Annotated in this window: 8 protein-coding genes; 4 read left to right on the forward strand and 4 right to left on the reverse strand. The window is 54.6% G+C overall.

The window, feature by feature from the left end:
- The first annotated feature begins 185 nt into the window (after nucleotides 1–185).
- The 4 genes from lon to GO988_RS17895 all read left to right on the forward strand — a co-directional run bounded on the left by lon (nucleotide 186) and on the right by GO988_RS17895 (nucleotide 6,253).
- On the forward strand, nucleotides 186–2,693 hold the full coding sequence (lon, locus tag GO988_RS17880) for an endopeptidase La (RefSeq protein ID WP_157568036.1): 2,508 nt from the start codon (nucleotides 186–188) through the stop codon (nucleotides 2,691–2,693).
- A gap of 123 nt (nucleotides 2,694–2,816) precedes the next feature.
- On the forward strand, nucleotides 2,817–3,866 hold the full coding sequence (gene porQ / locus GO988_RS17885) for a type IX secretion system protein PorQ (protein WP_157568038.1): 1,050 nt from the start codon (nucleotides 2,817–2,819) through the stop codon (nucleotides 3,864–3,866).
- A 167-nt stretch (nucleotides 3,867–4,033) separates the two neighbouring features.
- A complete protein-coding gene (gene hslU / locus GO988_RS17890) occupies nucleotides 4,034–5,467 on the forward strand; it encodes an ATP-dependent protease ATPase subunit HslU (RefSeq protein WP_157568040.1) in 1,434 nt (477 codons plus the stop codon).
- Nucleotides 5,468–5,512: 45 nt separating this feature from the next.
- Nucleotides 5,513–6,253, forward strand: coding sequence for an SDR family NAD(P)-dependent oxidoreductase (locus tag GO988_RS17895; RefSeq protein WP_157568042.1), 741 nt, complete (start codon nucleotides 5,513–5,515; stop codon nucleotides 6,251–6,253).
- Nucleotides 6,254–6,352: 99 nt separating this feature from the next.
- Here GO988_RS17895 and GO988_RS17900 read toward each other — a convergent pair whose 3' ends face one another.
- The 4 genes from GO988_RS17900 to GO988_RS17915 form a co-directional block, all read right to left on the reverse strand.
- Nucleotides 6,353–6,979, reverse strand: a complete 627-nt coding sequence (locus GO988_RS17900; RefSeq protein ID WP_198172880.1) for a hypothetical protein — start codon at nucleotides 6,977–6,979, stop codon at nucleotides 6,353–6,355.
- A 43-nt stretch (nucleotides 6,980–7,022) separates the two neighbouring features.
- Nucleotides 7,023–8,594: a SusD/RagB family nutrient-binding outer membrane lipoprotein gene (locus GO988_RS17905; protein WP_157568046.1), complete on the reverse strand. Its 1,572-nt coding sequence runs from the start codon at nucleotides 8,592–8,594 to the stop codon at nucleotides 7,023–7,025.
- Between the two features lie 21 nt (nucleotides 8,595–8,615).
- Entirely contained in the window at nucleotides 8,616–11,903 is a 3,288-nt protein-coding gene (locus tag GO988_RS17910) for a SusC/RagA family TonB-linked outer membrane protein (protein ID WP_157568048.1), read from the reverse strand.
- Nucleotides 11,904–12,308: 405 nt separating this feature from the next.
- On the reverse strand, nucleotides 12,309–13,781 hold the full coding sequence (locus tag GO988_RS17915; RefSeq protein WP_157568050.1) for a SusD/RagB family nutrient-binding outer membrane lipoprotein: 1,473 nt from the start codon (nucleotides 13,779–13,781) through the stop codon (nucleotides 12,309–12,311).
- Nucleotides 13,782–13,794: the final 13 nt, after the last annotated feature.

Below are 13,794 nucleotides of genomic sequence, written 5' to 3' on the forward strand. Positions count from 1 at the left end.
GTCATTATTGTCAAATACCTATGCCAGGGAGGCGGGCCATCCGCCAATCCGGCGCAGCGGCGGCGCTGGCACGGCCCTTGCCCCCCTGGCAAGCCGGCTGGCCTCGCCAAGCCTTATCTTAGCCCGGCGGTGAGCGGCTGCCATTCTGGCAGCTATGCCCCGTGCTGGCCGGCCTACTTCTGCCCATGTCTCTCGATTTTTCCCACCCTGGCCAACTGCTGGCTAGCGGCTCCGACGCCCCTTCCGAAACTATCGCCATCATGGCTGCTGACCCCGACCACCTGTTGCCGGCTGCCGATGCGCCCGATACCCTACCCCTGCTGCCGGTGCGCAACACCGTGCTCTTTCCCGGCGTGGTGCTGCCCGTGACGGTGACGCGCAAGAAAAGCGTGCGCTTGGTGCGTAAGCTGGCCGCTAAAAACGAGAAGCTGGTAGGCGTGGTGGCCCAGCGCCACCCCGACGCCGACGAACCTACCACCGACGACCTGCACCCCGTGGGCACGCTAGCGCGCATTCTTAAGCTCATCGACCAGCCCGATGGTACGGTTACCATCATTTTACAGGGGCAGGTGCGCTTTTTGGTGGGCGAGCAGCTTACGTTTGCCCCGCAGCTGACGGCGAAGGTGACCTACTTTGAGGAACGCGCCTTGAATGCCGAGAAGGACGGCGAAATGGTACTGCTGCAAAGCTTGCGCGAATCGGCCAGCAAGGTGCTCGAGCTCACGCCCGAGATTCCGATGGAGGCACGCAACATGTTGGAAGGCATTCAGTCGCCGGCTTTCCTGATTCACTTCTTGTCGTCGAATGTGCAGCTGGAGCTGCCCGCCAAGCAAAAGCTGCTTGAGTTGGCCGACCCCGAAGCCCAGGGCCGCCAGCTGCTCGAAGCGTTGCTGCGCCAGATTGAGCTGCTCGAAATCAAGAACGACATTCGAACCAAGGTGCACACCGGTATTGACGCCGAGCAGCGCGAATATTTCTTGCGCAAGCAACTCAAAACCCTGCAAGATGAGCTAGGCCAGGGCGAAGGCAGCGCCGAAGGCGACGTGGCTGCCCTGCGCGCCCGTGCCCAGGAGAAAAAATGGCCCGAAGCCGTGGCCAAGCACTTCGATAAAGAAGTGCACAAGCTCGGGCGCCTCAACCAGATGTCGCCCGACTACCCGGTGACGCTCAACTACGTGGAGTTTTTGCTCGATTTGCCCTGGGGCGAAACGACCAAGGACAAATTCAACCTCAAGACGACCAAAAAAATCCTCGACGCCGACCATTTCGGCCTGGAGAAAGTGAAGGAGCGCATTCTCGAATATTTGGCCGTGCTCAAGCTGAAGCAGGATTTGAAGGCGCCGATTTTGTGCCTCTACGGCCCTCCCGGCGTGGGCAAAACCTCGCTGGGCCGCAGCATTGCCACGGCGCTCGGCCGCAAGTACGTGCGCCTGAGCCTAGGCGGCGTGCGCGACGAAGCCGAGATTCGGGGGCACCGCAAAACCTACGTGGGCGCTATGCCCGGCCGCATTATTGCCCAGATTAAGAAGGCGGGGGTAAGCAACCCGGTCATTATCCTGGACGAGATTGATAAAGTAAGCAGCGACTTCCGCGGTGACCCCAGCTCGGCACTGCTGGAAGTGCTCGACCCCGAGCAAAATTCGACCTTCACCGACAACTACCTGGAGGTGGAATACGACTTGAGCCGGGTGCTGTTTATTGCCACCGCCAACTCGCTCGATACTATTCAGCCGGCCCTGCGCGACCGCATGGAAATCATCGACCTCACCGGCTACACCCAGGAGGAAAAGGTGCAGATTGCCCGCAAACACTTGTGGCCTAAGCAACTGCGCGAACATGGCCTGGGCGAAGCGGAAGTTAAAATCACGGACACTGCCCTGCACCGCGTGGCCGACGACTACACGCGGGAGTCGGGCGTGCGCAGCCTCGAGCGTCAGTTGGCGGCCCTCACCCGCAACCTCGCCCGCCGCAAGGCCAGCAAGGAAGCCCTACCCCCCCAAATCGAGCCGAGCGACGTGCTCAAGATTCTGGGCTCGCCGCGCTTCGACCGCGATAAGGACCAGGACCACGATACGGCCGGTGTAGTGACGGGCCTAGCCTGGACGAGCGTGGGCGGCGACATCTTATTCGTAGAGAGCCTCTTGAGTCGGGGCCGTGGCAAGCTTACGCTGAGCGGCCAATTGGGCGACGTGATGAAGGAATCGGCCATTACGGCCCTCTCCTACCTGCGCTCGCGGGCTGATGAACTGGGCATTGACCACCGTTTGTTTGAGCAGTACGACTTGCACATTCACTTCCCCGAGGGCGGTATTCCGAAGGACGGGCCGAGTGCGGGCATCGCCATTTTCACGAGCATTGCCTCGGCCTACACGCAACGCCAAGTGCGCCCGCGCATGGCCATGACGGGCGAAATCACCTTGCGCGGCCGGGTGCTGCCGGTAGGCGGCATCAAAGAAAAGCTGCTGGCAGCCCGTCGCGCGGGCATTGATTTCATCATACTATCGCCTAAAAACCGCAAGGATGTGGAGGAAATCCCGGCCGACTACCTCAAAGGCGTGCGTATTCACTACGCCGAGCGCGTGGATGATGTGCTGGCCGAAGCCTTGCTGCCCGAGTTGGTGGCGCGCCCCCAAAACCTGCCTGTGCGCGACGAAGCGCCCGCCCCAGTGGGCCCAAGCGTGGAGGTGCAATAAATGTAGCAGCTAAAAAGTTAGAGGCCCGGAATCAAATAGCGCACTTTTGGTTCCGGGCTTTTTGCTGGTTTTCTACCCGGCATTTGCACTATCTACCCCTGAGCAAGTCGTACTTTTAAGCGTATGAAGCACCTCTCCTCGCGCTGTGTTCTGGTAGTATTGGCTGGCTTGGCGGCGCACGCCGCACAGGCCCAAATTGGCGGGCGGGCGGCGTTTCCGTTTCTGGCCCTACCCCCCTCGGCGCAGCTGGCGGCGCAGGGCGGCATGAGTGCCTCGGCCCGCAGCAGCGACCCTACGCAATTCTTTGCCAGCCCGGCACTACTCAACGCCGACATGGACCATGCAGCTGCCGTGAGCTACGTGGCCTACGTGAGCGACATCAAGCAGAGTACCGCCGCTTACGCCTTCAATACCGCCAAGCACGGGCGCTTCGGCCTGGGCCTAACGTACTTGAGCTACGGCAGCTTCGATAGCTACGACGCGGCGGGCAACTCGCTGGGCACGTTCGCGGTGAATGAGTACGCCTTGGCAGCAGCCGATTCCTATACCAAGGGCAAGTTTACGGCGGGTATCACGGCCAAGCTGGCCGTATCGGGCATTGCGGGCAACCGCGCCGTGGGCCTGGCCGGCGACGCGGGCGTGCTTTACAAGCCCAGCGCCCAAGACTTTACGGTGGGCTTGGTGGTGAAGAGCGCGGGCTACATGCTGAAGCCCTATACCGCCGCCGCCCGCGAGCCCCTACCCCTCGATGTGCAGTTGGGCACCACCATCAAGCCCGAGCACATGCCGCTGCGCTTCACGCTCACGGCCCACCACTTGCACCAGTGGAATATTCAGTACCTCGACCCCAACGCCCGCGGTACTCTCGACGCGAATAATGTGGAGGTGAAACCCACTTTCAACTTTGGCGACAACCTGGCCCGCCACTTCACGGCGGCCGCCGAATTGCTGCTGGGCAAGGGCCTGAACCTACGCGTGGGCTACAACCACCTGCAAGCTCGCGAACTGCGCCTCGACAACGTGGGCGGCGGCGCGGGATTCAGCTTCGGGGCCATGGTGCGGATTTCGCAGTTTCAACTTGACTACACGTATGCCACGTTGCAGGCAGCAGGCAGCAGCAATTATTTCACACTCAGCCGCAGCCTCGACAGTTTTTTGAAAAAGAAAGAATAAACCCGTTTGTTAAGAATTTTGTGTTAAAAAGAACGTCATGCTGAGCCCCGCGAAGCATCTCCCTCTAATTGTTGGGCTACCAGTCCAATGAAGCGGCCAAGATGCTTTGCGGGACTCAGCATGACGTTCTTTTTCGCCTCACCGTTCGCTTCCTTTTACCAACCCGAATGCTAGATACCGCCTTTCTCACTCCGGCCCAGATTGTGGCCGAACTCGATAAGTACATCATCGGCCAGCACGAGGCTAAGCGCCACGTGGCCATTGCGCTGCGCAACCGCTGGCGCCGCCTGCACGCCCCAGCCGATATGCAAAAGGAAATTGTGCCCAACAACATCCTCATGATTGGGGCTACGGGGGTAGGCAAAACCGAGATTGCGCGCCGCCTGGCGTTCCTGGCCGACGCGCCTTTTGTGAAAGTCGAGGCTAGCAAGTTTACCGAAGTTGGCTACGTCGGCCGCGACGTCGAGAGCATGGTGCGCGACCTAGCCGAGCAGGCCGTGAGCCGCCTGCGCCAACGCCGCCAGGAGGAAGTGAAAGCTCAGGCCGCGCAAGCTGTGGAGGATATCATTCTGGATGCGCTCATTCCGCCGATGAAGGCGCCCACCAAAGAGGGGGGTAGCACGGGGCGCAGCAACCTGGGTTTTGGCATTGGAGAAGGCAGCGCCGCCGACGCCCTAGCCCCCGACTCGGACCAGGAGCTGAACGAGCGCACCCGCGAGCGCTTCCGCCAAAAAATCCGCAACGGCGAGTTGGAAGACCGCCGCATCGAAATCAACGTGGCGCAGGCCGGGCCCAACGTGGGCATTATGGGAGCGCCGGGCATGATGGACGAGGCCACCATGTCGGGCCTGCAAGACATGCTGGGCAACATGCTCCCCAAAAAGTCACGCAAGCGCAAGGTATCGGTAGCCGAAGCCCGCAAGATTTTGCTGGAGGAGGAAGCCGCCAAACTCGTCGATATGGATGAGGTGAAGGAAGAAGCCATCCGCCAGGCCGAAAACTCGGGTATCATCTTCATCGACGAAATCGACAAGGTAGCCACCAGCGGCAGCGGCAAAAGCGGCGGTGGCCCCGACGTGAGCCGCCAGGGCGTGCAGCGCGATTTGCTCCCCATCGTGGAGGGCTCGGCCGTGAATACCAAGTACGGTATTGTCAACACCGACCATATTCTATTCATCGCTGCCGGCGCCTTCCACGTCTCGAAGCCCAGCGACTTGATACCCGAGCTGCAGGGCCGTTTCCCCATCCGCGTCGAGCTGCAAAGCCTGACCAAGGACGACTTTTACCGCATCCTCAAAGACCCCAAGAACGCGCTTACCAAGCAGTACCAAGCCCTGCTGGCAGCTGAGGAAGTGCAACTCGACTTCGAGGACGAAGCCTTATTAAAAGTGGCCGAAATTGCCTTTGAGGTGAACAGCGAGGTCGAGAACATTGGTGCCCGTCGCCTCCATACCGTAATGAGCCGCTTGCTCAACGAGTTGCTTTTTGACGTGCCCGACAAAATTCAGACTGGTTCGCAACTCACCATCACGGCCCAGCTGGTAGAGGAACGCCTACGCGACATGGTGAAAAACCGCGACATGAGCCAGTACATTCTTTAAGTTGAGTGCCTCCGCGCTGGCCTTAGCTTCCCTACCCCTACTTGTATGCATTACTATTTCCTCACTGGTGCCAGCCAGGGCCTGGGCCGCGCGCTAGCCGAGGCCATCCTCCAGCGCGCCGACACGCAGGTAATTGGCATCTCGCGCCACAGCACTATCGTGCATCCGCGCTACCAACACCACTCCCTAGATTTGTCCGACCTGGAGGCTGTCCGCCATAATGTGGCGAAGCTATTTCCCGCCTACCCCTTCGCCCAAAGCCTAACGCTCATCAACAATGCCGGAACACTAGGCCAAATTGGGTATACGGGCGAGGTGCCCAATGAGCATTTTCAATTCGTATTTGATTTGAATGTGACGGCCCCGGCGATACTTATGAACACTTTTCTGCGGGCCTACGGCGACCAAACGCACGTAGGGCGCACGCTGCTCAATATCAGCAGCGGGGCCGCGCAGCGTCCTATCGACGGGTGGGCCGCCTACTCAGCCTCTAAAGCAGCCCTCAATGCCCTATCCGAAACTACGCAGAAAGAGCAGACCCTTCGCGGTAGCGGTGTGCGCGTCTGGGCCTTGTCGCCGGGGGTAATTGACACAGCCATGCAGGCGCATATTCGCACGGCCGATGCCCAGCAGTTCAGCGAGCACGAAAAATTTGCCGCCTTCTACGCCGAAGGACAATTGCAAGCCCCCGCTACAGTAGCTGCCAGCATCGCGAGTTGGCTAGCGCTGGCAGGTCAGTTGCCCGAACAGGTTGTCATCAGGCTACCAGATTTACCCGGCAAGTAATAACGGCCTATTTTCTTTTCACAAAAAAAGTCCCTGGCGATATCGCCAGGGACTTTTTTTGTGAAAAGCTAAACCACTAATTGCAGTTGCTGAGCCTTACTAGGGCTGCACCCGAATCCGCACTGGCTGCGGAATAATCGTCGTACCATCCGTCAGCGTGAGCAGGAAGTAAAACTGAATTTCGACAGGGGTTTGCGAAGTAGTAGTGATTGGAATAGGCAAGCTTACTGGAGTTGTAGTCGTGTTTGCCGGTCCTACGGTAGCACCGTTTGCCTGGCGGAAAGCCAAGTACGTAGCTAAGTTCGAGGTAAACGAGATAGTGTTAGTACCAGTACCCACGATTGGATTCACCGAGCGCGTGGCACCGGTGCCAGTTGCATTATATGCTAAAGCTGTGCCAGTAGCACCGCTCATAGCGGTAATCGCGTTCAGGTTAGCCAGCGAGATGGCGGCTGCTGCGGGCGTGGTAGTCACCTTGGTGATTTCCTTGATAGTACCCTTATCAGCTGGAATCTGGAAGTCGATACGGAATGTACCGCCGCCACCAATAGACGCGTTAATGATAGGATACCGCTCGAAAAAGTCGTAGTTAGTTACCGTCACCGGAATTGGCGCTAGTAGGTCACCATTCGGGTCAATGGTCTTGTCATCGTATTTCTTCTTGCAGGAAAAAGAGGTTACGGTGAGCAAGGCCAAGAGAGCCAGTCTAATAAAATTATTCTTCATTTCAATCGCGATGAGAAAGGGGGGGGGTAGGAAAGATGTGCGCTTAGCGCACATCCCACCATACATGGACGTTAGTTTTTACGTAAGCCGGAGCATTGGCCGCGTTGTTGGAAAGCTCCGAAGTAGGATACGGGAACCGCGAAGGAATCGTATTCTGGTCGTCGGGACTAGAGTTTGGCGATACTACTGCCAGGCGGGGGTAACCCGTGCGGCGGTAGTCGTTGTAGGGCTCGTAGCCATTGCCTACCCAGGCAATCCACTTCTGCACAATTACTTGGTCAAGCATCTGCTCCGTGTTGCCACGCAGGGTAGCTACCGTAGGGTTAGCGGTAAGGTAAGCCGTTACCTGGGCAGCCGTCAGGCCAACTTTGGTCATCGAAGCCGTAATGCCTTCCGTATAGGCCGCCTGGGCATTAGCCGTGTTACCCAATCGCAGGTAGTACTCGGCGAGGATGAATGCCCGCTGGAAGTTCGTTATCAACCGAATCGGCGCCTCGCCCTTCGTACCGACCTGGTACAGACCAGGCAATGAACGGTTAGCCAATACTGCTAGGCCATTGGCACTGTTGTTCTGGAAGCCAGTAAAGGTGTAAACGGTTTGAGTAGGTGCCGCAGGCGTCACGAGCGGATTAACCGGAATATTCGTATTAGTACCCGTCGTGTTTACGGTAGCTGTGCGGGTAAGCGTGGGGGTGTAGAAGAACGGCAGACGGGGGTCATTCTTTACGTTCATGCTGTCGAGCAACCGCTGACTCAATATCTGGTCGTTGGGGCGGTTGACGAAGTTGAAGTAATAGATGGGATTTTGATTACCCGTAGCAGTACCATATGGTACTTGGAAGTCGTCGGCGTTGGAGGTAATGTAGTTCGCAGCACCCTTTGCCAGTACTTCGGCAATAACCGCATTTGCCAGGGTAGGATTCTTGCGGCTGATAGTGTTGGCTAGCTTGAGCAACAACGTGTTGCCCATGCGGCGCCATTTCAGCAGGTTACCCGAGTAAACCGGGTCGTCGTTGACAGACGGCAGGGTAGCAGAGGTTGCATCCAACTCAGTCAACCCTTCGCGGACCAAGTCAAATAAGCTTTGAATACCCAGGCTAGCGTTGCCTTGGTAGATATCCTGCTGCGCATCGAAACGCGGCGAAATATTGTCCAGGCCCAAAGCAGCCTGCGAGTAAGGTACATCACCCCACAAGTCAGTCAGCACAGCAACGGCGTAAGCTTTCTGCAGCTTGGCAATACCAGAGTAGGCTGGGCTGTTTACACGGGCGGCAGTGGTAACCAACCCGTTGGCGTTGCGAATAACACCCTGGTAGAACAAGTCCCAGCTAGCGTCGGCAAAACCCGACTGTTGCAATTGGTAAGCGTCTACCTGAGCGATTTGGTTGCCAATACCGGCATTATGCTGTACAAGCACCGAGCTAGTCCGGTCAACATCATTGCCAACGTTGAATCCCAGCACCACCTCCATGTTGGTCAGGATTACACCTGGAGCAGCAGTTGCAATCTGGTTCGGGCTAGTGTTTACGTCCAGAAACTTGTTCGTATTGCAGCCTGAACTGGCCACTACAAGTGTAGTGGCCAGGGCAAATAATTTATAACCTTGTTTTTTCATGAGATAGAAAGACAAATCAGCTTACAGAGTAAAGCGCAGGTTCACACCGTAGTTGCGGGTGTTTGGCGCGCCTTGGATTTCGAGGCCCCGTACCGTACTGGCGTTAGCACCAGCACCGTTAGCAGCACCTTGGGTGCTAACGTCTGGGTCGAAGTTGGCATTGGGGGCATAGAAGAACAAGTTGCGACCCGTGAGCGAAATGCTGGCACCACCGAATGGCGTACGCTCGAGCAGCGCTTTAGGCAGCGAATAGCTCAAGGTTACTTCGCGGAGGCGGTAAACCGTAGCGTCGTACACGTTATTTTCGCTACCCGAGCCGTTGGCCAAGGCGCCCCAGTACGTCTGGGCATCTATCTGAATATTGTTGGGTGCGTAAATTGGCTTACCATCAGCACCGGTACCCGTCTGGATAACACCGGGCAACTGACGGGGCAGGTTACGGTCATTCACGGCCGTTTCTTTCAGCATACCGCGAATCTTCTCAACGTAGTTGGTGTAAGAGAAGATACCGCCACCTTGGTTGGTATCAAACAAGAATGACAGGCCAACACCTTTGTACGTGAAGGAGTTCGTCAAACCAGCCTGCCAAGAGAAGTTAGGGTCAGCAATAACAGCGGTGCCAGTGCTCGAAGCGAAAGCGCCCGTAGCGGGGTTCACAATGTACTGACCGTAGTAGGGGCTAGTAGTATCAGTTACGCGGGGCGTAACGGCCGAGCCTAGAATAACGCCGTAGGGCAGGCCCTCTACAATAGAAGGAACGAAGCCAGTGAAGGCATCGGTATTGATAGACGACTGCGTAACACCGGGAGCAATCGAAACTACTTTGTTGCGAATGCGGGTGAAGTTACCCGTGATATCCCACTTGAAAGCGCCGCGAACAGGGTTGATGTTTACCAGTGCTTCGTAGCCTTTGTTGTCCAAACGACCTACGTTCGTTACGCGAGCAGCTAAGCCAGTTGAACCAGGGGTAGTAACCTGAAAAATCTGGTTTTCGCTGATGGTTTTGAAATAGGTCAGGTCGAAGGTTACGCGGTTGTTGAAGAAGCCGAGGTTGGTACCAACTTCATAAGAACGCGTGAACTCGGGCTGCAGCGTCTGGCCACCACCAGCTACGTTGCTCAGGCCGTAACCAGCGTAAGTTACCGGGCTAGTGCTGCCGTTAGGAGTAGCCGTGAGGGGGAAGTTGACGTTAGCTACGTTGTTGCCATAAGAACCCACATTGTAATAGGTATCCAAGGCATATGCGTTTGCATCGCGACCCACTTTAGCGTAGTTAGCACGGATTTTACCGTACGAGAATACGTTCGACTGAATCTTCAAAGCATCCGAGAACACGAAGCCAGCAGTAACTGAGGGATAGAAATACGTGTTGTTGCCAACCGGCAGCGTCGACGATTTGTCAGCCCGGCCAGTCAATTCCAAGAACAGGTAGTCTTTGTAAGCCAACGACAACTGGCCATATACACCAAGTAGGCGGCGGGTTGAAGAAGTTTCACCGGTTCCGTTCGAGAAAACAATACCCGTGGTAGAGCTAGGGAAACCGTTGAAAATCAACTGGTCAGCCTGCGACACGATGGTTTGATTACGACGCTGGTTGATGTTTTGACCCAATAGCAAGTTAGCGTTCAGGCCACCAAGGAAGAGGTTATCCTTTTTGAAATTCAGCAACAGGTCACCGTTAAGTTCGCCGCGGAAAACGGAGGCGTCCTGTACTTGGCCGTTAGGCTGGCGAGTAGAGCTGATAGCAAACACTGACTTGCGACGGTCGGTATAAACATCATAACCAGCGCGGTAGGTAACATTGAACCAAGGCGTTACGTCGTAGGCTAACGAAGCCACGTTGATAAAGCGCGTCAGATTCGATTCAAACGTATTCTGGTTTACGCTGAAGTAGGGGTTTTCCGTACCAGCCGCGGTAGCAGTGGTACCGATGAAGATGTTACGACCGTTAGCATCTACATAGGGCAAACCTTGCAGGTTGTAGCTACGGGGCAAAGTTGAGAGCGAAGCGAAAGCCGAGCCACCGTTACCCTGCTGCGGGCCAGTCTGGTTAGTCTGGATGAAGTTAACCGAACCGCCGATACGCAGTTTGTTGAGCAACGTGGCGTTGGCGCCCAATTGCACGCTCGTGCGCTTCAGGTGCGAGTTTTGCGTGATACCCTTTTGGTCAGTGTTGTTGATGTTAAGCGAAACGTTCTGCTCAGCATTACCACCTTGGATGTTCACACCGTTGGTCAGGATACGGCCACGCTGATAGAAGTTCTTGATGTTATCATAAGGCTGGTAATCGATGGCAATAGGATTGCCATTGGCGTCCAAGGCCAAACCAGCTGCAGAGCCTGCAAGCAGACCGTTGAACAAGGTAGGCGTGGTGCCATAGCGGGGGCCAAAAGAAGCGGTCGAACCAAAGTTGGGGTTACCGGCAACCGTTTGGATATTACGGCCGCTAGTGCCTTGTCCATAATCGTTCTGGAGTTTCGCCAGGCCATATACGTTTTGGAAGGTCAAGCCGGAGGTTACCGTTACTTCGAGCTTCTTGTTAGCAGCGCCATGTCCGCCTTTGGTAGTGATAAGCACAGCACCCGAAGCAGCGCGCGAACCATAAAGAGCTGCCGCAGCTGGACCTTTCAGGATGCTGATGCTGGCAATGTTTTCTGGGTCGATGTCAAGCGCGCGGTTAGAAGTCTGCGGAGCACCAAGCGAGCCGTAGCCACCCGAAGCTGCTACGTCAACCGTGTTGCTAATTGGAATACCATCAACTACAAAAAGCGGCTGGTTAGAACCCGAAAAGGACGTTATACCGCGGATGTTGATGTTGGTAGAAGCACCGGGCAAGCCGCTCGCCGTTTGAATAGTTACACCCGATACCTTGCCTTGCAAAGCGCTCAGAGCGTTAGGCTCCGACTTCTGCGACAATTGGTCAGAGTTAATTTGCTGGGTAGCGTAGCCCAGTGAACGAGTATCCTTTTCGATACCCAGTGCAGTTACTACTACTTCGTTCAATTGCTTCACGTCGGCACCAAGGGCCACGCTGAACTGCGTTTCTTTACCGATAATCCGCTCTTGGGGTACGTAGCCAATCGAGCTAAATACGAGCGTACCGTTTCCTTCTGGAATAGTTAAGCTAAAGGCACCGTCGGAGTTAGTAGAAGCTCCGTTGGTAGTGCCCTTGAGCAACACCGTAACACCTGGCAACCCTTCGCCAGTTTTTTGGTCAGTTACCCGCCCCGACACTGCTCGCGTTTGAGCCAGCACCGCCTGGAATAAGGTAAGCATGAGCACAATGCTCATGAGTAAGGTTCTTTTCATTGAGAAATAGAAAGGTGAAAAAGATAAAAACGCTGCCAGACCCCGTTGGCACGGATTGATTGGTGTCGCAAGATAATCTGTTTAGCCTAAATCAAGATGTTTTTTTTAGCCTAACCTACACTATTCCTACACCTCAATTTCATCATCACATGATAACTATCTGATAAATAAGCTGGAATAATACCGCCTTATCATATCCAAAATCAGCATGTTTTCGCAAGGGTACCTTATGCCCATTTTTTAAAAAGACTTAGTAAACTAAGTATCAGCTTAATTCATACAAAATGCTTTATTAAGGTTTTTTGAAGAAGGCCAACTAGCCTGCTGCCTCACCTTGGTATAGAGCAGTAGACACAAAAAAGGGTTGCCTTGCGGCAACCCTTTTTTGTGTCTGAAAAGTCAAGCCTAGAACTTGTCCCAGAAAATCTTAGTATCTACTTTATCACCACCAATTGCAGCAGCTGCAGCAGTGTAATTAGTGTTATTGAGATTTTGCTCAACACTAGGATAAGTTAAGCGGACTGGGATAGGAGATAGAGCATCAGCCGGGGCCGTAAGCTTTGGATAATCCAGACGACGCCATTCAGCCCACGCCTGAATTGGTTGATTGTACAGGGCAATCCAAGCTTGGGTACCAATTTTTTGCTTATAATCCCCAGCTGCAGTCGCATAAGCTACGGTAGGCTGTGTTAAATAAGCAGCAGCATCTGTAGTAGACCCACCCCACTGCTCAATAGATGCGCTTATTGCATTTGTATAGTGTGAAGCAGCAGTTCCCCCCACTGCAAAGCCTCGGGCAGCTGCTTCTGACAGTAAAAACTCTACTTCAGAATACGATGCTAAAACACCTGGAAGAGTAGGGTCTTCAAGCGCTGTGCCCGGATTCGAGAACAAAGAAGCTGTGTTAAGTGCTCCATTAACACCACCCTTATATGTGGCAGTAGTGCCAGCAACAGGTTTGAAGTAAATACCCAGCCTAGGGTCTTTCAGTGTATTGAGATTATCAACGAAAAAGCTAGTACCTACGAAATCGTGACGGCCACTATTCACCAAATCCTCCCAAAGTGGATTTGTATTTGGCAAATCCGCTTGAAAAGCAAGGGTAGCATTGTCCGAGTTGGAAGTAAATACCTTGCTAGCCGCTGCTTCAGATTGCGTTTTCGCACGAGCTGCGTCGGCATCAGCTGTAGTTATGGCCATCCGGAGTTTCAACGTGTTGGCAAATTTAATCCAACTGGACATATCACCCCCGTATACTAAGTCAGCCTTACCTAAGCCAGTAGCAGAAGCATCCATCTGAGCGATGGCCGCATTAATCCGAGCAAAAAGGTTAGTATATATCGTGGCTGCATCATCATATTGAGGCTGCGGATTATTATAATCTAATGATTGATTGTAGGGCACGTTACCATAAGTGTCAACCAACACTGTCCAAGCATAAATCGATAGCACTTCAACACAGGCAATCTGATTAGCTTTAATTTTCGGGTCCAGGAACTGGTCTGCTGTTATAAGCGACTTCGCCTCGCTTAGGTTGCGCAAGACACCAGGGGCCACTGTAGGGTCAGTACTACCCCTTCCTATGTATAGCCTTTCCCAAAAATACCGGTCAATAGAACGAGTTTTGAGGTTGTAATTCGACTCATCATTGTACAGGGTTTCAGTCCAGTACTGCAGGAAAAGTCGAAATGGATTTAGGTTAACGTTGGTACTTTCTACAAGACGCGTCAGGCCGAGCTCAGCGGAAGAAACCAGGGTTACCCCCGGTACTGCACCTTCTGCTGCCCTCTTCGGGTCAACGTTATAGTCTTTTAAACTATCAACGCATGAGGTTGCGATAAGCAACGCTGGCAAGCAAAGAAATAAGGACTTCTTCATATGTAAATATCAG

The organism is Hymenobacter ginkgonis, assembly GCF_009755225.1.
In the GTDB taxonomy this organism is placed as follows: Bacteria; Bacteroidota; Bacteroidia; order Cytophagales; family Hymenobacteraceae; genus Hymenobacter; species Hymenobacter ginkgonis.